The sequence below is a fragment of the Ectobacillus panaciterrae DSM 19096 genome, assembly GCF_000430785.1.
GTDB lineage: Bacteria > Bacillota > Bacilli > Bacillales > Bacillaceae_G > Ectobacillus > Ectobacillus panaciterrae.
The window spans coordinates 15,870-38,497 of the sequence record NZ_AUMR01000051.1; the positions used below are offsets into that span (position 1 = coordinate 15,870).

Here is a 22,628-nt window from a genome sequence, read left to right on the forward strand (position 1 = left end):
GGGATGCACGCGAAGCAACATTTGGACTATATAGCGGAACAAGATCGTCTCGTTTTTACAAAATCATATATTCAGCTTGTGTTGGAGGCAGCCCGGAACAACGAGAGAGAGTACAGGGAGCATATACGTCAAGCAATCATGAATTTGAATTCCGCAGACAGCTCCTTGGGCTATATCAGCCTTTTGACGAACGCAAAGTTTTTAGAGATGACGGAGCGGGAGCACCATCATTTAGAGCGCATTCAGCACAGACCGTATTTTGCGAGAATCGATTTTCAAAACGTATCACAGAACAGTCCGGAAACCTTATACATCGGAAAGATTTCTTTATTTGACAGAGAGTCACAGGAAGATATTATCGTAGACTGGCGTTCGCCGATTGCAAACGTGTATTATGACGGCAGATTAGGGAATGTGTCCTACGAAGTGGAAGATGAAGTGATTGAAGGCAGCTTGTCCTTAAAAAGACAATATCTCATTGAAGACGGAGAGCTCAAGGAGATACGCGATATTGATATTACTACAAAGGATGAACTTCTGCAGCAGTCACTGTCGGGAAATGCAGAGAATAGATTAACTGAAATCGTTTCAACGATACAAGAAGAGCAAAATAGAATTATTCGCGCGGATTTGTACCATCCTCTTATCGTACAGGGAGTGGCAGGAAGCGGCAAAACAACGATTGCGCTTCATAGAATTGCTTATTACATTTATAAGCACGCGCAATTTTTCTCCCCGGAAGCTATTATGATTCTGGCTCCGAGCAAGCTGTTTTTAACGTATATTTCCGAAGTGTTGCCAGAGCTTGGCGTAGATCGTGTCCAGCAAACGACTTTTCTTGATTTTGTGAAGGAGTGCGTGGAGCACAAACTCGTATTTTCTGCCATGGACGAAGCGCTCATATTTTTGTTGCAGGAAGAAGATGAACAGAAGAAAAGAGCAAAGGAGCAGCTGCTTTCTTTTAAAGGCTCCTTACAGTTTGCAAAGATAATCAGCCAATATATAAAAGATATTGAGAAAGGGCTCCTGCCACAAGAGGACTTTCGCATAGGAACGCTTACTGTTTATAAATATGAACGGTTAAAGAGGCTGTTTCTTTATGAATATAAGTACTTGCCTGTCTACAAACGAATTGATAAGCTCAAGCGCGTCTTGCAAAGCCATGTGAAAACGAAAAAAATAAACATGGAAAAAAGAATTATCGAGCACTATGACGGGAAAATTGAAAGAGCTCTTCATATACGGGACGCGAGCAAGCGAAAAGAAACAGTTACACGTCTCATGGAGAAGAAAGAAGCGCTGCTTGAAGAATTCAAGAAAGATTGCCGTACAGCTGTTTCAAGCTATATAAAAAAGTTTCCGAAAAAAGATGTGTTCGCTTATTATGACGAGTTGCTCAGCAACGAGGAGTTGATTAGGAAGTACGGTCCAGACGGTTTAAGTGAAACGATTGTACAAGATCTGACTGCTTCCATACGCCAGCGAAAGTATCATTATAAAGCAGAGGATGCGGCAGCATTACTATATTTGCAGCATCATTTGTACGGTGTAAAAAAGACGGTGAAAACAAAAAGTATTATCATTGACGAAGCACAGGATTATACGATGTTTGAAATGTTTGTGTTAAAGAAGGTATGCGGTACCGAGCTGTTTACGATACTTGGAGATTTGTCCCAGGGCATTCACGGGTACCGCGGAATAAAAGATTGGGGCATGCTTGTAAAACGTATCTTTCCAAAAGCAAATTATTTAACGCTCGAAAGCAGCTATCGTACAACAATAGAAATTATGAATCTGGCAAACGCTGTGCTGCAGGGAAATAGCGAAGTGCGGGTTCCTCTCGCTGTGCCTGTTGTCCGCCATGGCGCCAATCCGGGATTTGTTTCATACAGCGGTGAAGCACAGCTGGTACAGGCAATCGAGCAATTTGTACAGGAGGGAAAGGAGAGTTTGTTCCGATCCTTTGCCTTGCTGGGAAGAACGAAGGAAGAATGTGAATCTCTGTTTCAGGCTCTAGACAATAGTTCTTTGAAAGTCGCGCTCATGACAGAGCAGCAGGAATTGCAGCATGACTATGTATCCATTTTGCCTGTTCATATTGCTAAGGGCTTGGAATTCGATTGTGTAGGCATCGTATCTTATCGGGAAGTATTTACACGAGAAGAGCTGGACGTAAAACTGATGTACGTGGCGATGACGAGACCGCTTCATCGGTTATCCATCTTTGCCAAAACGAGAGAGGATGTCCTGTTAAACGATATAAATGATGCTTTAGTCCAATGGAAGCAAGAAGGAGATCCAAACGCTGTGTATGACGAACACAGCTGTATATAAAACAGCGGCTGAATAAGTGAAAGATTTGACGAGCTTGCTTGTAATGGTGACTTTGCAAAACAGAAACATATACAGAAGCAAAGAAAAGCTGAGTTTGCAAAGCAAAAACAAATAGGGGCTTTGTTCATATAGTGAATGCATAAGCCAGTTTCCTTCTGTAATTACTTGAAGCTGAAGACCGATGAAGGAAAGCGCACCGTCAGCTGCATTCATCCAAGCTAAATAATGAAAAGCAAAGCGCATTGGTTTCTCTCCTCTCAAGTATATATAATTCCATTTTATCCCTTTTGTATAGAAAATAATATACTTTAACGAAAGAGACCTTGCCTTATAAAGGCAAGGTCTCTTTCGTTTCTGATAAAGTGAAACTTCCATCATTGGGGGATTCTTTTATCCCCCAATGATGGTTAGTTGAACCAATCAGGCTTTTACGGGCAGTGATCCCCCACTTAAACTTCATTGTACACGCTAAGTTTTGAAATGGGGATCTTATACTGCCCGTTAATGCGTGATAAAGAAAATTGTACGGCTTGCAGTGAATGAAGATATGCTGTGTCAAATAACGGAACAGATACATCGTTTTGCCCGATAAGTAACGGAATTTCTGTACATGTAAGAAGAATCCCTTCCGCCCCTTCAGTGATAAGGTTTTGAATGATGCTCTGAAAACGTGCTTTAGAACGAGGAGAAAGAATGCCCTTGCTCAGTTCATTTATAATAACATCATGTATCCATTCCCGGTCTCTATAATCAGGAGAGAGTACTTCCAAATTATGTTCTTGCAGTCTATTTATATAAAAATCTTGCTCGAGTGCATGCTTTGTGCCGAGTACGCCGATTTTCCGGATAGAGTAAGAGTGAATGCTAGCAGCGCTTGCGTCACAAATATGAATCAGCGGAATAGAGATGGCTTGCTGTACCTCGTCTGCAAAGAGATGAACCGTATTCGAACAAAGAAGAAGACAATCTGCCCCCATTTCCTCGACCTCGCAGGCTGTTTCTATCAGCGCATTCTTTAATAAATCATACTCCTGCCGATCCATCCATTCTGTAACTTGTGTAAAATCCATTCCTTGAATAACGAGGTGTGCACAGTGTGATAAAGCATCGTGTGTTAATTCATTCATATATGTGCAATACAGGGATGTAGATTTCCAGCTTAATCCGCCGATCATTCCAATTGTTTTCATCAATAGTCCTCCTATAAATTAAGTTGTGACAGAGGATCTAAAAAGAAAAGACCTCTTGTCATAAGAGGCCGTAGTTTCGGATCGGACCTCTTATCTTTCAGAGCCATTGCTCTGCAGGATGTAGCACCTTCCTGAATTTCAGGGGTTGCTGAGGCTTCGCAGGGCCAGTCCCTCCGCCTCTCATGATAAGAATAAGCGATATGCAATTTACAACATTATGGCAGAATTCTTCTAAAAAAACAACAGCTTTTTTAGAATTTTTTAACAACTATATAAGTCCACTTTGTTATTCCGACGTATCTACCGTTTGCCATGTAGAACAAAAGGGAAACTGCGCTCGCTTCCTCTCTATGGTTTACCCCTGCATGGGCCACGAAAAGGGTTTGACTGCTTCTATGCTTAGTCGGATGATCTCTCTTTCCTAAAAGAAAAGTTTTTATGTCGATTTTTTTAGTTGCATTTATATAAACATGCTTTTATCGTTTGTATATCGTGATTATTGAATTCTATTTAAAGAGTTTGTAAAATAACTTTGCCTCTAATTATGTTATAAATATATTATGAAAGGGGTAGAGATATGAATCTTACACAGCGCATTGCCGGTTTTATTCTTGCTATCATTCTATTTATTACAAGTACAGCTGGCGTGTATGCAGAAACCGATCAAGACAAGCTCAACCAACAGCAGCAGCAATTGCAACAAAGCAATGACAGCATGGAGCAAAAGCTACAACAACGGAAGCAGGTAGAACAACAAATACAGGAAACTCAAAAGGATATAGAGAAAGGCGATCAAGCCATTGCTGAAAAAGACAAAGAGATTGCTTTGTTACAGGGAAACATTGAGCAGACAAAGCAGCAAATTGAAAAAAAGAAAGAAGAAATCGTAGTACTTGAGAATAAAGTTTCAAATCGTAAGGAAGTAATGCGGAATCGTGTTGTTTCTATGCAAAGCAATGACAATTCCAGCTTACTGGTAGAAATCCTTATCAATTCAGAAAATCTTGCGGATCTTCTTGAAAAAATGAATGCAGTTGTAACAATTCTAGATGCAGATAAAAATATATTAAAAATGCAGCAAAAAGATTTAGAAACAATAGAGAAGGATAAACAAATTGTCGATCAAAAGGAACGGCTGCAGGAAGCGGAAATGGAGAAAATGAAAAAGAACCAGGCCGAACGAGCAGCCCAGCAGCAAAAGAAACAGGAAGCAGTTGCAACTCTACAGGCCAAGTACACAGAGCTTTCAAGCTTAATTGCTTTGGACGATGAGCAAAAGAAAACTATAGAAGCGAATATAAAGGGGCTGCAAGAAGCAATTGCACGTGAACAGGAGGCAAAGAAAGCTGCCGCTGCCGCTGCTGCCGCTGCTGCCGCCAATCCACAACCGACAATTAAGCAGCCAACCGAGAAGCCTCCAGTGAGCGGGCAGGTAATGTACATGGAAGCCACTTCTTATAGTGTAGAAGGAAGTATCAAGCATGGGGAAGCAAGATCTGCATATGGAATAGATATGACCGCGAATCCTAATATAAGAATGATTGCTGTGGATCCGAAAATTATCCCTCTTGGAAAACGTGTATGGGTAGATGGATATGGAGAAGCGATTGCAGGGGATACAGGCGGGGATATCCAGAATCATAGAATTGATGTGTTGTATCCGACTGAAGCAGAATCAAAACAATGGGGCAGAAAAATTGTGAAAGTAATCATCTTGAACTAATGCTGCCAACGGACATCTCTTGTAAAAGAGATGTCTTTTTTGTTCGGTAAAAAATAATATTGTACTTATGTAAAATGAACTTAACGCCGTTGCTGTTGCTTATTGTATTGGCAAGTATTCTCTCGTATGTACACTACAAGCAGAAGCGAACAAAAATTTCGTTTTGGCTTTTCCCGTTGTTGTTCCCAGAAGCGGATGAGCGGGAGAAAATGATTACGGCGCAAGCGTGCCGCAATTCGTTCATCTCGCTTTGGATTATGATTCCTGTCAGCACCATTTTGCTTTCCGTGTATCCGATGCTTCTTGATTCTGTTTCAGAGTTTCCTGTTTACTTGCTTTTGGGTGTAATGTTTATTCTTATTACGGTGTTTCATACCACTCTTTACAAAAGAATTTCCGAGTAGCAGAAAGAAGTTGAATGGAATGTTTAAACATAATAAAAACAGCTTGGGCTCGCCAAGCTGTTTTTATTATTTATCCTGCATTAACGAGTGACCTCCAGATCTTTTTGTTTGTTCTATCGTATAATCCGATTCATTATATTTTAGGCGAGAGGTCTTGCGTCTCAAACGTATAAAAAGCGCAGCTAACTGTAACTATAGGAAGAGGAGCAGGTTTTTATGGCTCCCTTCTTTATTTTTGAATCCGATTAAACAATATTTAAGTCAAAATAATAATACAAACCCTTCAGTATTGGCATTTTAATATAAAGGACAAATATAAGGTAATTATATACAAGTGAATAAAAAAACCGTTTATAGTGGGGAGAGATTAAAAGACGTGCAGAAGCGGTCAAACCTTTGTAGTGGTTCATGCGAGGGGAAACCGGAGAGAAGAAGCATACCATACTCCCTTTTGGTTGCACATAGCACATGGACATGTCGAATTTATCATCCGCTCATATATGGAAAGAATTTCCTACCCAAAAAAAGATAGCACATCTATACAACTATATGTTATTATATGTTCAGAAGAGAAAGCGCTTTCTATTATTTATATTGCTTGATTTGGAGGAGGCTATTATATGTTGCAAGTTTTACAACGTATTGGTAAAACATTAATGCTGCCAATCGCGGTTCTGCCAGCAGCGGGTCTTTTGCTGCGCCTTGGCCAACAGGACTTATTGAATATTAAATTCATGGCAGCGGCGGGAAATTCTATTTTTAGTAATTTAGCGCTTCTTTTTGCAATTGGTATTGCAGTCGGCTGGGCAAAGGATAATAATGGTGCAGCCGGATTAGCGGGAGCTATCGGGTACTTTGTTTTAACAGAGAGTGCAAAAGCTATTGATAAAAACATCAATATGGCTGTTCTTGGCGGTATTATCGCCGGTATCATCGCAGGGGCGCTCTATAACCGTTTCCGTGATACAAAATTGCCGGACTGGCTCGGTTTCTTCAGTGGAAGACGCTTCGTGCCGATTGTCACAGCGGGGACTATGCTCGTGCTTGGCGGAATCTTTGGTTATGTATGGCCGCCAATTCAAGACGGTATTAATACATTAGGACAAGGCATCATAGGTATGGGAGCAATTGGTGCTGGTCTGTTTGGTTTATTGAACCGTTTATTGATTCCTTTAGGATTGCATCACATTCTTAACAACTTGTTCTGGTTCGTATTCGGTGAATATGGCGGAAAAACAGGGGATATCGCTCGTTTCTTCGCAGGTGACCCTCATGCGGGATCTTATATGACAGGCTTCTTCCCGATTATGATGTTTGGTTTGCCGGCAGCGGCTATCGCAATGATTGCGGCGGCGAAGCCTGAAAAACGAAAAGCGGTTACAGGGATGCTCCTTGGACTTGCTTTGACTTCATTTTTAACAGGTATTACAGAGCCAATCGAGTTTTCATTCATGTTCTTGTCTCCACTACTTTACGGAATTCACGCTGTGTTGACAGGTACGTCTTTGTGGATTACCGATTTATTGGGAATTCGTGACGGATTTACGTTCTCGGCAGGATTTTTGGACTACGCGTTGAACTTTACCATCGCGAAAAAACCAATTCTATTGCTTGTTATCGGGCTTGTATACGCTGCGATTTACTTCATTGTCTTCTACTTCCTAATCAAAGCGTTGAATTTGAAAACGCCTGGACGCGAAGATGAAGAGGATATGGTAGACGGCGATGCGGATCTCGCAAGCGGAGCTGAAACAGATCTTACAACCGCGTACCTTGCAGGCCTTGGCGGAAAAGAAAACTTAGTAGATATTGATAACTGTACAACTCGCTTACGTTTGAAGGTCAAAGACGCCTCTGCAGTGGATGAAGCTGCGTTAAAACGTGCAGGAGCAAAAGGGGTTATTAAATTAAATGATACAAGCGTGCAAGTAGTCGTTGGAACGAATGTAGAATTTGTTGCAGAGGGACTAAAGCAACGCGTATAGATACGACAAAAAGGGAAAGTACTCACTTTCCCTTTTTTGCATACATAAGTAAGAAAGGGGACAAGGAATGTGAAAAATGGGAGAAAACTTTTAGCAATGGGGTTAACTGCGGCGGTTACAGTCAGTACTTTTGCATGGAACGGGCAGAAGGTTTCTGCGGAAACGAAGATGAATCCGACAAAAGCGGCGCATGTATTGATGAACCATATGTCGCTTGAAGAAAAAGTCGGACAAATGCTCATGCTGGATTTCCGAATGTGGAAGAAACAGGGAGAAGCAACGGCAACCGGCTTTACAGTTATGAATGATGAGGTAGGAAGCATCATTCAAAAGTATCATCTCGGCGGTGTAATTTTGTTTGCTGAAAACACGATTGGAACAGAACAGACAACTCGTTTAGTGGACGGGCTGCAAAAAGCAAGCCCCCATATCCCGCTGTTTGTGACAATTGACCAAGAAGGGGGGATTGTAACTCGCCTTCAATTCGGAACAAATCTTCCTGGAAATATGGCGATTGGAGCAACGAGGGATACGAAAGAGGCTTATCAGGCAGGAAAAGTAATAGGAACTGAATTAAAGGCTTTAGGGATAAATGTAAATTTCGGTCCGGATATGGACGTCAACAACAATCCGGGAAATCCTGTAATCGGAGTGCGTTCCTTCGGCAGCAATCCAAACCTTGTAGCTGAGATGGGAAAAGAAACGATTCGCGGCCTGCAAAGCCAAAATATCATTGCGGCACCAAAGCATTTCCCAGGGCATGGCGATACTGCTGCAGACAGTCATTATGGTTTGCCTCTTGTAGCCCATTCTAAGCGCTTGCAGCAAGTAGAATTGTATCCTTTCAAGCAGGCAATCGCTAATGGCGTTGACATGATTATGACGGCTCACGTTCAATTTCCAGCATTCGATGATACAAAATATATCAGCAAAAAAGACGGTCAGGAAATTATGGTGCCCGCTACGCTGTCTCGCAAGGTATTGACTGACTTGCTGCGAAATGAAATGAAGTTTAACGGTGTGATTGTAACAGATGCGTTAAATATGAAAGCCATTGCAGATAACTTTGGGCAAGAAGAAGCGGTCATTATGGCAATCAATGCAGGTGTTGATATTGCGCTTATGCCGGCACAAGTAAATTCTCTGGGTAGGGAACAAAATCTTGCAAATGTATTCAATGCGGTTATAAATGCTGTAAAGATAGGGAAAATCGAGCCAAGAGAAATCGATGACTCTGTAGAACGTATCTTGGCATTGAAGATCAAGCGCGGACTTCTTCCAGTAAATCCAAACCAAGTTCCATTGGAGCAAAAGGTAGCGAATGCCATGCAAGTAGTCGGCAACCCTGCACATCAAGCAATTGAAAAGAACATGGCTGAAAAAGCGGTCACTCTTTTAAAGAACGAAAATCATATGCTTCCGTTTAAGCCGAAAAAGGGCGAAAAAATATTAGTATTGGCGCCGTTTCAAGATCAAGTGGATGCTATGAAGATGACGATTGAGAATTTAAAGATAAACGGCAAGCTGAAGGACGTAACGGTTACGGGGCTGAAATTTGGCAATACATCCTTTGATGAAGCAGCCAAAGCAGCTATCGATGCAGCTGATTATGTAATTACAGGCTCCTACATTGTGAAAAATGATCCAGCTGTAAATGACGGTGTAATTGATGATACAGTGCAGAACAGCTCCAAATGGGCTACCGCGTTTCCAAGAGCCGTCATGAAGTACAGTCAAGAAAAGAATAAACATATTGTTATGATGAGCCTGCGCAATCCGTACGATGCTGCCAATTTCCCTGAGGCAAAAGCAGCATTGGCTGTATACGGCCATAAAGGATACGCGAACGGACGATTCAATCAGCCGAATATTCCTGCGGGCATGCGCGCCGTTTTTGGTGAAATCAATACAACAGGAAAGCTTCCGGTAGACGTGCCTGCCGTCATGAATCCGGGTGTGATGTATCAGTTCGGCTACGGGCTAGACATGAGAGGCAAACAGCTATAAAAAAAAGGTATCCCATGAGCGGGATACCTTTTTTATTACATGGAGAAGAAAATCCAAACCGTACCGACAACAGTAACTATAGCGATAAAGAAGCTGAATACAACCGCAATCGTTTGTGTAATTCCTTCTCCTTCGGACATATGCATGAACATTACCAATTGCAGAATGGCTTGCACAAATGCCATTGCGATGATAACTGTCAAAATCGTTGACAATGGAAGAGATGTATATAATGCTACATACACTGCTCCGAATGTCAGCACTAGAGACATAATAAAACCGAAAACGTGAGACCAAGGAAAACCTTTATGATGGTGTTGCTGTACATTATGTTGTGCCATGGTTAAGCCACCATCCCGTTCAAGTAAACTAATGTGTAGATAAAGATCCAAACAACGTCAAGGAAGTGCCAATAAAGACTGATGATGAACACTTTTCTTGCCGTAACCGGAGTCAATCCTCTTCTTAAAATCTGGATAATTACACCTGTCGCCCAAAGGATACCGCCCGTAACGTGGGCTCCGTGCGTCCCCAGAAGAACGAAGAAGCCGGATAAGAAGCCGCTCGTTTGAATAGTTGCGCCATGATGTACATATGTGATGAACTCATCAATTTCCATGAATAAGAAGCCTGCTCCAAGGAGCAATGTAATAATAAACCATGTTAATAAGCTTTTCAAGTTGCCTTTGCGCATTTCATGAATCGCAATACCGCATGTGAAACTACTCGTTAAAAGAAGAAGTGTTTCAATCATTACCGGTTTTAATTCAAAGATGTCCATAGCTGTCGGACCGTGGCCTGTACGTCCCGCCAACACCAGGTAAGAAGCGAAAAGTGTGGCAAACAGCACGATTTCCGCTCCTAGGAAGATCCAGAACCCAAGAATATTCAAGCGGCTTTGGCCATCTTGATATTCAAGTGGGGCATTTTTGTATTCTTCACTGATTGCTGCCATTATGCTTCACCTCTCATGCTACATTTTCTGTCTTTTTAATTTCATCGACGCTGATATAGTAGCCGTCGTCATAGTCAAACGAACGAAGGAATAGTCCGATTAGAATGCCGACACCGCCGATAACCGCAAGCGGAATCCACTTAAATACGAGTCCGAACCCGGCGATAAAGAAGATGACGGATAACGGGAATGCAAGATTTGTGTTGCTTGGCATATGAATCGGTTTTAAGTTCTTCCAATCAATATGGGACTCACCGTTTTTCTTCATGTACCACCAAGCATCGATGGATTTGATTTCAGGAAGCGCGGCAAAGTTGTAATGTTGAACAGGAGATTGCGTCGCCCATTCAAGCGTTCTGCCATCCCATGGATCGCCCGTTGCATCGCGTTCCGCGTAGCGTGCGCTCCAGTAGATGTTATAGCATAGTACAAGGAAGCCGATACCCATCATAACTGCACCGACAGAAGAAATCTGATTCAACCATGTCCAGCCTAAATCTGGTGAATATGTGTACATCCGACGTGTCATGCCGTCAAGACCTAAGAAGTACTGCGGCATAAAGCAGACGTTATATCCGATACACCATAACCAAAATTCGATTTTGCCAAGACGTTCATTTAGTCTATGACCAAACATTTTTGGGTACCAATAATATAAACCGGCAAACATACCGAATACTGTACCTGTAATCAATACGTTGTGGAAGTGGGCAATTAGGAAGTAGCTGTTGTGGTATTGATAGTCAGCTGCCGCCATCGCAAGCATTACCCCTGTCACACCGCCGATTACGAAGTTTGGAATGAATCCTAATGTCCAAAGCATAGGCGTCGTAAAGCGAATGCGCCCTTTATACATTGTCAATAACCAGTTAAAGATCTTAACACCAGTCGGAATTGAAATTGCCATTGTCGAAATCGAGAAGAATGAGTTGACCGCTGCGCTTGCACCCATTGTAAAGAAGTGATGCAGCCATACAAGACCGCTCAAAATCGCAATCGCAACCATAGAGTACACCATTGCGCTGTAACCGAACAAGCGCTTGCGAGAGAACGTACTTACAACTTCAGAGAAAATACCGAATGCCGGCAGGATAACGATATATACTTCAGGGTGACCCCATACCCAGAACAGGTTAGCCCAAAGCATTGGCATACCATCATTTGCCATTGTAAAGAATGCCGTGCCAAATGTACGGTCGAATGTCATAAGCGCAAGGGCTACTGTCAATACAGGGAAAGCGAAAATGATAATAACACAAGTGACTAAAATCGACCAAGTGAACATCGGCATTTGCATAAGCTTCATGCCAGGTGTTCTCATTTTTAAAATTGTAACTAAGAAGTTAATACCAGTCATAAGCGTACCGAGACCGGCAATCTGAAGTGCAACTGCATAATAGCTGTTTCCGACACCAGGACTGAATTCTGTTCCTGCAAGAGGGAAATACATCGTCCAGCCAGCGTCAGGAGAACCGCCGATAACGAACGCAATGTTGAACAGCATCGCACCCATAAAGAACAACCAGAAGCTAATTGCGTTCAAATACGGATAGGCAACGTCACGCGCTCCTATTTGTAAAGGAATCGCAATGTTCATCAATCCAATAACGAACGGCATCGCCATAAAAAGAATCATAACTGTACCGTGCGTCGTGAAAATACCGTTGTAATGTTCAGCAGTCAAGTAAGGTGTACCAGGGAACGTAAGCTGTGCACGGATCATTAATCCATCCATACCGCCGCGGAATAGCATAACAACCGCGGAAAGAATATACATGATACCGATTTTCTTATGGTCAACAGATGTTAGCCATTCATCCCAAAGCCATCTCCACTTTTTGTACTTTGTCAGTACAAACATGATACCTAATGTCACCAGAACAATCGAAGCGTCGGCACCATAAATAATCGGATCGCCTGTGACAAAAAATTCACTAAGCTTCACTGTTTTCACTCCAATCTGTAGTCAGCTTTACTTTTTGTTTTTGTAGTAATTGTAATCGCAGTATTCAAGAGATTTCGGATCTACATAGTTTAAGTGATTGCTAGAGAACGTCATGCGTCCTACTACACCAGGCTTTATAATTTCGTTATATTTGTCTTTGGACAATTTCGGTGCTGTGTCCTTCACTTCTTTTTTCCACTTGTTGTAGTCTTCTTGTGTTTGAGATACAACCTGGAATTCCATGTCCGTAAAGCCTTTACCAGAGAAGTTTGCACTTCGCCCTGAATATTCGCCAGGCTTATCCGCTTGCAGGAACAAGTCCATAATCATGCCGTCCATTGTATACTTTTGACCGCCAAGCTCAGGAACCCAGAAGGAGTTCATTGGACCTATGGCAGTCAGTTTGAATTTTACTGGAACACCGGCAGGAATATTGACGTAGTTAACGGTTTCAATATTTTCCTCTGGATAGCTGAAAATCCATTTCCAGTCTGCAGAAGTAACGTAAATCTCAATAGGTTTAATATCTTTAGATTGAACAGGTGGTTTCTCCGAAGCAAATGTTGTTTTAACCGTCGGAATAGATAAAGCGATAACGATTAAAACAGGAACCAAAGTCCAAACAACTTCCAACAATGTGCTGCCATGTTGTTCAGGTGGCTCATAATCCATATTATCCGGTCTTTCACGATAACGAATGATAACAATCGTGAATAATATGAATACGACCGCGATAACAGTTAACAATAATGCAAAAGACCAAACAATCAAGTCGTATTGACTTTTTGCAACAGGACCTTGCGGATTCAACACCGCAAGATTTTGACATCCGCCAAGGAACGTCATAATAAGTGAGAGTGGAAGAAGCGAAGCAAGCTTCCAAAACGCTTTCTTAGATTGCACGGTATAAAATCTCCTTTCTTTTTTGAGTAACACTATGTCAATAAAATAATATAACCTTATGACTCTTTTATTGGCAATAGTTTGACGCACATTGTAAAAAAATAGACACAAATGAACATTTTCTACCTTGCATAACATTTCTAAGGCAAAAATATTGTATACCATTTTTTATAACACATCGTTGATTTTAGAATTTTCTGTTAAATAAAGTTATGCCAAAATATATAATAATATCCATTGACAGTTGTAAAGCTTATGAAACCTAGAGAGATAAAAAATGGAAACGCTTTCTAAATAAAAAATATTATGAAATATGTAAGATTTCTTATTTGAAGAATGAAAGATTTTATCAATAATGAAAATACAATATTTTGTATAAAAAGAGAAAAAAAGGATACGATTTGAAATCTGGCAAAAAAATGCAAAAGGAATTTCAAAAAAGCAGAAATAAAAGGACGAGAAGAAGGGTGAAATTATATTTATATAAATATTTTACGCGATGCTTCTTGACATCTTCCTGACATATTTTTCTCGTATTTTCAATGCAGCAATTCATAAAAAGGAACTATCTGGACAAGCGGCTGTCTGATAGAACAAAATAAAGAGAAAGGGAGCTGTCATTTGCCAATCCCTTTAATAAAGGATAGAAAAATAGGTGTGAAAATAAATGAAGAAAATCTTAATTGTTGAGGATGAAAAAGCAATTGGAAAAGTGTTGAGTGCGTACCTTCGCAAAGAAGGGTTTGAAATTATGCTTGCAGAGAACGGCAGACAGGCCTTGGATTTATTTGCGGAATGGAAGCCAGCGCTTGTGCTGCTTGATGTAATGCTCCCGGGCTTTGATGGATGGGAACTCTTATCGCGTATTCGCTCGCAAAGCTCATGCCCGGTTATTATGCTTACGGCACTCGGACAAGTGGAACAAAAGCTGAAAGGCTTCTCGGGCGGTGCAGATGATTATATTACAAAGCCGTTTGCACCTGAAGAGGTTGTGGCACGCGTACACGCGATTTTGCGTCGTCCATCTCCAATGATGGATACGGACAGCGTTTATTTTGGCAGCCTTAAAATAGATTTTCATGCCCATACCGTGTCCTTGCACGGCACACAGCTGGATTTGCTGCCGCGCGATTTGTCTCTTTTGCTGTTTCTTGCCAAGCATCCAAATCAAACTCTTACGCGCGAACAATTGCTTGATTATGTTTGGGGGATAGAATATGAAGGCAGTGACAGAGCCGTCGATTTATCTATCAAACGATTGCGCCAGGTTCTTAGGGAATGGGATGAAGAGGAAGGCGAAATTAAAACATTGAGGGGATTGGGGTATCAATTCAGTGTCTACAAATAGGAGAGTTCCGCTGCTTCAATATTGGACAAGACGTTATGTTCTCATTTTATTCGGCAGTTTATTAATAGTGGGCTGCTTGTCAAGCTGGTGGATTCAAAAAACGACTTTAGAAAATCGGCTGCGCTTAGTAGAAATCTATGCTCAAGATGTAGCTGAGAAGCTGGAAGAGCTGACAAATGATCAGCTTCAAGGGAATATTCGCAAGCAAATCCGCTTGAGAGAAAAGTATTTTTTTGAGAAGAAAAATATTGTAAAGCGTACTGATATGTATGTGAAAATTGTCAATATAAGAGGGAAAGCATTATATGAAAATACCTCTTTTCCAATTGCTTCTGTTTCTGCAGCTGCACCGGACGAACAAATTACCGAGAAAAAGCAAGACCAAAAGGGGAAAGAATGGTATGAAATTGCAACCCCGCTTCTGAAAGATGGCGAAGTTACCGCTACTCTATATATAGCAGTACCGGAAAAAGTACTGTCTGAAAAAACGAATGTAAAGGATTATGCGCTCCTCATTGTTTTCTTGCTTACACTGGGATTCGCAGGATGGCTTGTTATTTATATGCTGGCAAAAAAGCTGAGCAGACCGATTGAGCACGCAGCCGCTGCAGCCCGCCAAATTAGTCTTGGCAACTATGATGTAGAAATGAACGAGCAGGTAGCAGAAAAAGAATTATATGAACTGACCGCTTCCTTTAAAGAAATGGCAGATAAACTAAAACAATTAGAGGAGCTCCGCACAGCGCTCCTTGCAGGCGTTACACATGAACTCAAAACACCTGTTACTTCCATTGGCGGCTGTATCCAGGCTGTCAAAGATAAAGTGGTTACAGGAGAGGAAGCGGAGGAATTTTTAGATTTGTCACTTTCAGAGGCGAAACGGCTTCAGCATATGGTAAACGAGCTGCTCGACTTTAATGCCTTTGCTTCTGGAGTTGTAGATGTAAAATGCGAGAATGTTCAGGTGAATGACCTTCTCTCTCAAATCGTGCAGCAGTGGAAAATTATTAAGGAGAACGCTCAGGTTTCCTTGAATTGGAGAATGCTTGAAGCGGAACTGACAGCTTACGCAGACGCAAATCGTATACAGCAAATCGTTTGGAACCTGTTAAATAATGCAAAAGAAGCGAATTTAGCTCACCCTTCTATCTTTATTTCTGCTGAGGAGGAGGAACAATATATTGCGATTCGCGTTACGGACAGAGGAGCAGGTGTACCTGAAGATGAACAAATTCTTATTTTTGAAAGGTATTACCGCGGAAAAGAGAAAAAATTTCAAAAGCGCGGTCTCGGTCTCGGCTTGTCTTTAAGTAAGGTGCTGGCAGAAGCTATGGGGGGAGATTTGTCTCTTGAAAGGAGTATACCATTTGAAGAGACAACCTTCGTTTTGCGCATGCCAAAACCTATATAATTGCAACTTAATATACAAAAAGGGTTACAGCAAAACTGTTCTTCCTTTAAAATGAGAGAGAGAATATATACAGGAGTAAATAATAATGCTGAAGAAAAGTAAGATTTTCATTCCGTCTTTATTTTTATTAGTTGTAGCAGGCGGATGCAGTGCAAATATATTTGAAATGATGGAAGAGGGCAAAAACAAAGTTGTTCAAACGATGCAGGAGCTGCGTCTAGATTTTTTCGGAGAGCTAAAAGAACATGCAATGATTGAACAAGTTCCTTTTATCCAGCAGCAGCCAGAGCTGGACAGGGGCTGTGAGGTAACGAGTCTTGCTATGCTGCTGCAATACAAGGGAGTCAAAGCGGATAAAATGACGCTCGCCAAAGAAATTGAGCGTGTTCCATTTGAACAAAACGGCTTGCACGGCAATCCGAATGAAGGATTTGTAGGAGACATTTATACGACAGGAAAGTCCGGTTATGGTGTATATCATAAGCCTATCTTCAAGCTGGGGCAAAAGTATTTGCCAAATGAACTGCTGGATTTAACTGGACGGGACATCAAAGATATTTATAAGGCGGTAAGTATGGGCGCACCGGTGTGGGTAATTACGAATGCCACATTCGAGCCTTTAGACGAGAGCGAATTTGAAATGTGGCATACAAATGCTGGAGAAGTCAAAATCACGTATCAAGAGCACAGTGTAGTCATTGTGGGATACGATCAGAACAACGTTTATGTCAATGACCCGCTTGCAAACAGTCCGAAATCAGCGATCCCGCGTGAGGGTTTTGAAAAGGCGTGGGAGCAGATGGGGAAACAAGCGATATCTCTGGTGCCTCAGTCATAGGCGCAACATAAAAGGGAAGCGGATCCTGCCGCTTCCCTTTTATTATCACACAGGGGACGGCTGCACTATCGCTTCTTTTTTGAAAATGGGTTAACTAGTCCATACTCTTATGTTCTTGCCACTACGTTCAGCTTATTTTCAGGGTAGCCTAAAAATAACAACCAGCGGGCATAAGCCGCGCTGGTTTTACAATTAAGAAGAAACGGTACTGTTTTTTTCGTATATCTCTTCGAATTTTGCAGCCATATCAAAATCGAGCTGCGTTAATCCTCTTGCGTTCCAGGATGTAAGAGACACAATAACCGACTTATATTGAATTGTAATAAACGGATGATGGTTCAAATCCTCAGATAATCCTGCCATTTCATTCACAAATTGAATGCCTTGCAGGAACTCTTTGAACAAGTATCTTCTCTCAATCCATTTTTCATCTTTCAAGGTCCATTTCGAGAGGCTGAGCAATTCCTTTTGGATGTCTTCCATTTGCAACGGAGTCATTCAATTTTCATCCCCTTATCTTCGAGAAGTTGCAATCCATTTAAAATAAGCTTTTGCATTGTTGTATTCTCGCTGAGCTTTATTAGCTCCTGCTTAATATTTTCTTTTTCTTCTGTTTGCACATTGTATAAATCAAAGAGTTCTAATATTTCTAAACGAAGAAGCCATTCTTTTTTATATGATTCGCGAAGAGTTTGCAAGATGGAAGCAGTGAGACGCGAGCTTTGTTTATTCCAATGATTTTGTTCACGGATTTCGCGAACGTGTTGATAGAGCTGTTCAATCTGAGACCAAGTACGGGGTATTGGGTTTGTTTCTTCCGGAACGACGTCTTCAAAGAAGGTTTCAGGATCTGCAGCACCGGCAAACACTGATGTAATAGATGCACCGACCGCCATATCAAACGCACCCCACGAGCTTTCAAATAGAGTTTGATCGTTTAAAGTTACGGTGCAATTTTCAAAGGAAATCAAAATGATTTTTCCGCCTTGCTTTGTTATATTTGTCACGATTCCTGTAACATGAACACCGCTTTTAAATCTTAGAGAAGCCGAGCTTCCTTGCATGATGCTGAGTGTATGAAGAGCTTCTTCTGTACAATCTTCCAGAGCGATATCGTCTTCTAGTAACCCAATCGGTGTTCCGAAGCCGTGGAAGTGAACATCTTTTGTATGCTCGGCAAGCTGCTGATCATTTGCGCATAATGCAGTAGGACCTTCCGTTTTCATATAAACAGCTTCTCCGTTTGCATCTTTGATTAGGGAAGCGATTGTACCTGTTACTTGCAGACCTGAACTGAACACAGCCGTTGCGTTTTTTCCGGAGCGAACCGCTTTCTCCAAGCTTTCTGTACCGCCTTTTCGGAATGCCATAGTGTCGGAGAATTTATCGACAGCTTCAATTAATTCATCAAAGGATCGGCAAACGAAAAGCTGAGGCTGCATAGCTGTCACATCATAATCCGTGTTGACGCAAGCTTCTACAGAGAATGGAATTTTCTTCACGGCATCCGTTAAGCAATGCTTGCTTTCGCCTACCGAAGAGAGCAAGCCAGCCCCGTAAATTTTCGGATTTTCAATGTCTCCGATTAATCCGTATTCCACTGTCCACCAAAACAGACGGCTGATTTGCTTAATTTCTGATACATATTGTACCGCTTTTTGTTTTTGCTCCACAAGCTTCTTGGCTGCAGCAACGGCCTCTGGAGTAGAAGTGCGGCTTTCCATCACAATCGTTAAATTGCGGATAGCAGAAAATACTTCATGCTCTTCTTTTGTCGCAAATGCTTTGGAGCCGATTTTGCCGAACATCTTTACATATTCAGCGTACTTCTCATCAAACAAGATAGGGGCGTGACCGGCAGCCTCGTGAATAATATCCGGTGCAGGCGTATATTCAATATTTTCCAGCTTGCGAATATCTGTCGCAATCGGCAAGATACCATAGCCTTGAAAGCCGAAGAATGCAGCGCTTGGAATTAAACCGTCAATCGTTGCAGCTCCCCAGCCTGCACGTGCCAGACAAGCATTCATTTCTTCTACTTTTGGAAGAGCGTCTATTTTAATGCCCGAGGACTGTAGCCCCTGTACGTAAGCAGGGTGTGCCACATCCTTCAGGAAATGGTGATTTTGTCTCATCACATAGCGCCAAACTGCGTGATCAATCGGTGTATATTGATCGTAATGCTGCTTGCTTACATACGGCTTCAGATGTTTCGGAATTTTTTGAACTGCTTGCTTTTGTGTTTCCATCTTAACTGCCTCCCTTATTATGAATGAACTGCCACTTTTATAAATTCTGAGTTTGTAAGCGCTTTCCTTCTTTGCTAATAAAAAAACAGATAATCTTGTCGATTATCCATTGTCCAGTTCATTTTGCAGCTTCTATCATTACAATAAGGGCATCACGTAAAAATTGCCGAGTTCTTTGAATGCGAGGGTCTATTTTATCATAAATTAGGCGAGAATCCCCCCACTTCAAGTGGAGGAGGTTCATTCGTACGCTTCATAGTCATCATCTTCGTATGGGCATCATTATGATAATAAGTACAGTATTTATTTTACAACAAAGCGTTGTTTATTAATGCGTATGCATTTTTGAAGTTAAGGGGATACCAAACGAGATGAAGAAAGAGAAAGGAGGAATATGATGGAATATCCATTCGTTCCGAGCGAAGATGTGGAGCAGGCTGCAGTTCAAGCTCTTCAGATGCGCGGTATACAGCTGGAGGATATCGCGCAATTGACTTACTTTTTACAAAGCCCGTACATCCCGGATTTAACGATGGAAGAGTGTGTGGGAAGCGTAAAAAGCGTGCTGCGCAAAAGAGAGGTGCAAAATACGCTGTTAACCGGAATCGAGCTTGATATATTGACTGAAAAGGGACAGCTGTCGGCGCCGCTGCAGCAATTGATTCAAAAAGATGAGAGCCTATATGGAGTGGATGAGGTGTTGGCTCTCTCCATATTGAATATCTACGGAAGTATCGGCTTCACGAATTATGGTTATATCGATAAGCTAAAACAAGGTGTGTTGGAGCGTCTTAATGATAAAACAACCGGAAAGGTGAACGCGTTTTTAGACGATTTGGTGGGCGCCATCGCTGCCGCCGCATCAAGCCGATTGGCTCATCGGTACCGTGCCGAACTGGAACAAAAACCTGATACGTTATCATGAAAAAAGAAACCTCGATGCATGAGGTTTCTTTTTTATGATTATACAAGTCCAAGCGCCCGAACAATTTGAGCAACAAGGAAAGTGACTGCAATTGCAATGCCTGTAGGAATTGCGAAGGACAGAAACGTCCATTTCGCACTTTTTGTTTCTTTATAAATATTGACCAGCGTAGTGCCGCATGGGAAGTGAAGCAGTGAGAAAAGCATCATATTCAATGCTGTCAGCCAAGTCCAGCCTTGGTCTAAGAAAATTTGCTTCAGCTGTACAGCATCTTCAACTTCAGTTAATGATCCTGTGGACAAGTATGCCATAAGCAACACGGGAACTACGATTTCATTTGCCGGCAATCCGATAATGAATGCCGCTAAAATATATCCGTCTAATCCGAGCAATTTTGCAAATGGATCGAGGAAGTTCACAATATATACGAGAATACTAGTATCTCCAACATAAATGTTCGCGAGCACCCATGTAAGAACTGCTGCAGGGGCGGCGACAATAACGGCGCGTTTTAGAACATACCATGATTTATCTAAAGTAGAGCGGACAATCGTATCCCAAATTTTCGGCTTGCGATAAGGAGGCAGCTCAAGCGTATAGTGCGTCGGTACGCCTTTTAGCGCTGTTTTCGAGAGAATCCATGAGACAAACAAAGTTATCATGATTCCGAATACAACCATTCCAACAACCGCACCGGCTGTTACAAGTGTTTGCAAACCGCCGGTATATCCTGCCGCCATGAATAAGGAAGCAAGCAAAATCAGTGTAGGCCATCTGCCGTTACAAGGAACAAAGTTATTCGTTAAAATCGCGAGCATGCGTTCACGCGGAGATTCGATGATCCGCGTGGACATAATGGCTGCGGCGTTGCAGCCGAATCCCATTGCCATTGTCAGAGATTGTTTGCCGTGCGCCCCCGCTCTTTTGAACAGACGGTCCATATTAAAAGCGACGCGAGGCAAGTAGCCATAGTTCTCCAACAGCGCAAATACAGGGAAGAAAATGGCCATCGGAGGCAGCATGACGCTTATGACCCATCCGGTGCCTCGAAATAAACCAAGAACAAGAATACCGTGCAGCCATTCGGGTGCGTGTATTGCTTTGAACCCTGCTGTTAAATATCCTTCCATCCAATTGAAGAAATCGGCGATCATAGAGGACGGAACATTGGCTCCTGCAATTGTAATGTAGAAAATGAGAGAAAGTATAGCCAGCATGATTGGAAAGCCCCAAATAGGGGAGGTAAATACTTTATCAAGCTTTTCAGAGCGGCGCAGTTTTTCTTTGTCCTTATATTGCACAGCTTCTTTGCAAATCGTTTTGGAGGAACGATAGATGCTCCCGACGATATCATCGCGGATATCTCCTTTGACAAGCGTCTGTGCATGCTGAATAACTGAGTCTAAAGGAAGCTTATTGACTGAACGATACTCCATTGACTGGCACCTCCCTTATAACAGGTTCTTTATGATTGCGCTGCAATGCTTCTAAAAAGTTTTTGTCACCATCCAAAATGCGAAGTGCTACCCATCTTGCCGGGTAGGCGTCGCCAAACAAATGATAGATATCCTGTTCTAACGAGGAAATCATGTTTTCGATATGCTCGCTGTATTGAATTTGATAAGGATTTGTTATGATTTTTCTCTCTGTTACTTTTTCAATTGTATCAAGGAGATTGGACAGACCTACTTTATTGCGTGCCGAGATTTTGACAACTGGTACGCCCAGCGAACGGGAGAGTTTCTCCTCGTCAATTGTAATTCCTTTCTTATGGGCCTCATCAATTAGGTTGACACATACTACAACACGCGTTGTCATTTCCATTACTTGAAGAGCAAGGTTTAAATTACGCTCCATAGAAGTTGCATCCAGTACAACAACAGTTACATCCGGTTTTTCAAAAATAATGTAATCGCGGGCTACTTCTTCGTCTGCGGAGTTTGAATACAAAGAATATGTTCCAGGTAAGTCGACTACCGTATAACGCTTGCTGTTGTGCTCATATTCTCCTTCCGCCTTAGCTACTGTTTTTCCGGTCCAGTTTCCCGTATGCTGACGAAGCCCGGTCAGTGTATTAAATAGAGTGCTTTTACCTGTGTTTGGGTTACCTGCCAATGCAATGCGGTATTCAATCATCAGAATCCTCTCCTATTAAGCTTCCAAATATAAGGGAGCTTTCTTCTTTTCTGAGTGCAATTGTTGTATTGCTTACTTGATAAGCCACGGGATCACCGAGCGGACTTGGTTGCAGAACCTTTACTGTTGCTCCAGGGATGAATCCAAGATCCAATAAGCGTCGCTTCATTGTTCCTTCGAGCTGAATTTTCTCCACTTGTACAAGACTGCCCATTTGGAATTGAGACAACGGCAGAAAATTAGATATAACCATAATAGTTACCCCTGTTCTATTT

Annotated in this window: 20 protein-coding genes and 1 riboswitch; of the genes, 9 read left to right on the forward strand and 11 right to left on the reverse strand. The window is 41.9% G+C overall.

The window, feature by feature from the left end; translation table 11 throughout:
• Positions 1–3 precede the first annotated feature (3 nt).
• Complete coding sequence (helD, locus tag H540_RS29655) at positions 4–2,334, forward strand: RNA polymerase recycling motor HelD (RefSeq protein WP_051317098.1); 2,331 nt, start codon at positions 4–6, stop codon at positions 2,332–2,334.
• Here helD and H540_RS33180 read toward each other — a convergent pair.
• Positions 2,272–2,577, reverse strand: coding sequence for a DUF5658 family protein (locus H540_RS33180; protein WP_155891018.1), 306 nt, complete (start codon positions 2,575–2,577; stop codon positions 2,272–2,274). The genes helD and H540_RS33180 overlap by 63 nt on opposite strands.
• 206 nt (positions 2,578–2,783) lie before the next feature.
• Positions 2,784–3,524 (reverse strand): aspartate/glutamate racemase family protein, encoded by a 741-nt coding sequence (locus H540_RS0113310; RefSeq protein ID WP_028401092.1) that lies wholly within the window; start codon positions 3,522–3,524, stop codon positions 2,784–2,786.
• Positions 3,525–3,611: 87 nt separating this feature from the next.
• A riboswitch (SAM riboswitch) is annotated at positions 3,612–3,716 on the reverse strand.
• A gap of 385 nt (positions 3,717–4,101) precedes the next feature.
• Here H540_RS0113310 and H540_RS0113320 point away from each other — a divergent pair.
• The 4 genes from H540_RS0113320 to H540_RS0113335 all read left to right on the forward strand — a co-directional run bounded on the left by H540_RS0113320 (position 4,102) and on the right by H540_RS0113335 (position 9,643).
• Positions 4,102–5,247: a 3D domain-containing protein gene (locus H540_RS0113320; RefSeq protein ID WP_028401093.1), complete on the forward strand. Its 1,146-nt coding sequence runs from the start codon at positions 4,102–4,104 to the stop codon at positions 5,245–5,247.
• A gap of 59 nt (positions 5,248–5,306) precedes the next feature.
• A complete protein-coding gene (locus tag H540_RS29660; protein WP_051317099.1) occupies positions 5,307–5,651 on the forward strand; it encodes a hypothetical protein in 345 nt (114 codons plus the stop codon).
• A gap of 620 nt (positions 5,652–6,271) precedes the next feature.
• Complete coding sequence (gene nagE / locus H540_RS0113330; RefSeq protein ID WP_028401094.1) at positions 6,272–7,636, forward strand: N-acetylglucosamine-specific PTS transporter subunit IIBC; 1,365 nt, start codon at positions 6,272–6,274, stop codon at positions 7,634–7,636.
• A 96-nt stretch (positions 7,637–7,732) separates the two neighbouring features.
• Positions 7,733–9,643, forward strand: coding sequence for a glycoside hydrolase family 3 protein (locus H540_RS0113335; protein ID WP_028401095.1), 1,911 nt, complete (start codon positions 7,733–7,735; stop codon positions 9,641–9,643).
• 35 nt (positions 9,644–9,678) lie between these two features.
• Here the strand turns inward: H540_RS0113335 and qoxD are convergent, their stop codons facing one another.
• The 4 genes from qoxD to qoxA are packed head-to-tail and all read right to left on the reverse strand — an operon-like array spanning position 9,679 to position 13,446.
• Positions 9,679–9,984 carry a cytochrome aa3 quinol oxidase subunit IV gene (qoxD, locus tag H540_RS0113340; protein ID WP_028401096.1) on the reverse strand — a complete coding sequence of 102 codons (306 nt, stop codon included), beginning with the start codon at positions 9,982–9,984 and terminating at the stop codon, positions 9,679–9,681.
• 2 nt (positions 9,985–9,986) lie between these two features.
• Complete coding sequence (gene qoxC, locus H540_RS0113345; protein WP_028401097.1) at positions 9,987–10,598, reverse strand: cytochrome aa3 quinol oxidase subunit III; 612 nt, start codon at positions 10,596–10,598, stop codon at positions 9,987–9,989.
• A gap of 13 nt (positions 10,599–10,611) precedes the next feature.
• Positions 10,612–12,543 carry a cytochrome aa3 quinol oxidase subunit I gene (gene qoxB / locus H540_RS0113350; protein WP_028401098.1) on the reverse strand — a complete coding sequence of 644 codons (1,932 nt, stop codon included), beginning with the start codon at positions 12,541–12,543 and terminating at the stop codon, positions 10,612–10,614.
• Positions 12,544–12,570: 27 nt separating this feature from the next.
• Positions 12,571–13,446, reverse strand: coding sequence for a cytochrome aa3 quinol oxidase subunit II (gene qoxA / locus H540_RS0113355; protein ID WP_028401099.1), 876 nt, complete (start codon positions 13,444–13,446; stop codon positions 12,571–12,573).
• Between the two features lie 667 nt (positions 13,447–14,113).
• Between qoxA and H540_RS0113360 the strand changes: the two genes are divergently transcribed.
• The 3 genes from H540_RS0113360 to H540_RS0113370 all read left to right on the forward strand — a co-directional run bounded on the left by H540_RS0113360 (position 14,114) and on the right by H540_RS0113370 (position 17,043).
• Positions 14,114–14,794, forward strand: coding sequence for a response regulator transcription factor (locus tag H540_RS0113360; protein WP_028401100.1), 681 nt, complete (start codon positions 14,114–14,116; stop codon positions 14,792–14,794).
• Complete coding sequence (locus H540_RS0113365; RefSeq protein WP_051317100.1) at positions 14,781–16,205, forward strand: HAMP domain-containing sensor histidine kinase; 1,425 nt, start codon at positions 14,781–14,783, stop codon at positions 16,203–16,205. Before H540_RS0113360 ends, H540_RS0113365 begins: the two co-directional genes overlap by 14 nt.
• An 85-nt stretch (positions 16,206–16,290) precedes the next feature.
• A complete protein-coding gene (locus H540_RS0113370; RefSeq protein WP_028401102.1) occupies positions 16,291–17,043 on the forward strand; it encodes a C39 family peptidase in 753 nt (250 codons plus the stop codon).
• 192 nt (positions 17,044–17,235) lie between these two features.
• Here H540_RS0113370 and H540_RS0113375 read toward each other — a convergent pair whose 3' ends face one another.
• Both H540_RS0113375 and H540_RS0113380 read right to left on the reverse strand, forming a co-directional pair.
• Complete coding sequence (locus tag H540_RS0113375) at positions 17,236–17,541, reverse strand: 4a-hydroxytetrahydrobiopterin dehydratase (protein ID WP_028401103.1); 306 nt, start codon at positions 17,539–17,541, stop codon at positions 17,236–17,238.
• Positions 17,538–19,292 (reverse strand): aromatic amino acid hydroxylase, encoded by a 1,755-nt coding sequence (locus H540_RS0113380; RefSeq protein WP_028401104.1) that lies wholly within the window; start codon positions 19,290–19,292, stop codon positions 17,538–17,540. The genes H540_RS0113375 and H540_RS0113380 overlap by 4 nt, the downstream gene beginning before the upstream one ends.
• A 397-nt stretch (positions 19,293–19,689) precedes the next feature.
• Between H540_RS0113380 and H540_RS0113385 the strand changes: the two genes are divergently transcribed.
• On the forward strand, positions 19,690–20,217 hold the full coding sequence (locus H540_RS0113385; protein ID WP_028401105.1) for a phosphatidylglycerophosphatase A family protein: 528 nt from the start codon (positions 19,690–19,692) through the stop codon (positions 20,215–20,217).
• 38 nt (positions 20,218–20,255) lie between these two features.
• Here the strand turns inward: H540_RS0113385 and H540_RS0113390 are convergent, their stop codons facing one another.
• The 3 genes from H540_RS0113390 to H540_RS0113400 are packed head-to-tail and all read right to left on the reverse strand — an operon-like array spanning position 20,256 to position 22,606.
• Entirely contained in the window at positions 20,256–21,653 is a 1,398-nt protein-coding gene (locus tag H540_RS0113390; RefSeq protein WP_028401106.1) for a nucleoside recognition domain-containing protein, read from the reverse strand.
• The gene (locus tag H540_RS0113395) at positions 21,631–22,353 is read right to left on the reverse strand and encodes a FeoB small GTPase domain-containing protein (protein ID WP_028401107.1); all 723 of its coding nucleotides are present in this window, start codon (positions 22,351–22,353) and stop codon (positions 21,631–21,633) included. The genes H540_RS0113390 and H540_RS0113395 overlap by 23 nt, the downstream gene beginning before the upstream one ends.
• Positions 22,346–22,606 carry a FeoA family protein gene (locus tag H540_RS0113400; RefSeq protein WP_028401108.1) on the reverse strand — a complete coding sequence of 87 codons (261 nt, stop codon included), beginning with the start codon at positions 22,604–22,606 and terminating at the stop codon, positions 22,346–22,348. The genes H540_RS0113395 and H540_RS0113400 overlap by 8 nt, the downstream gene beginning before the upstream one ends.
• Between the last annotated feature and the right edge of the window lie 22 nt (positions 22,607–22,628).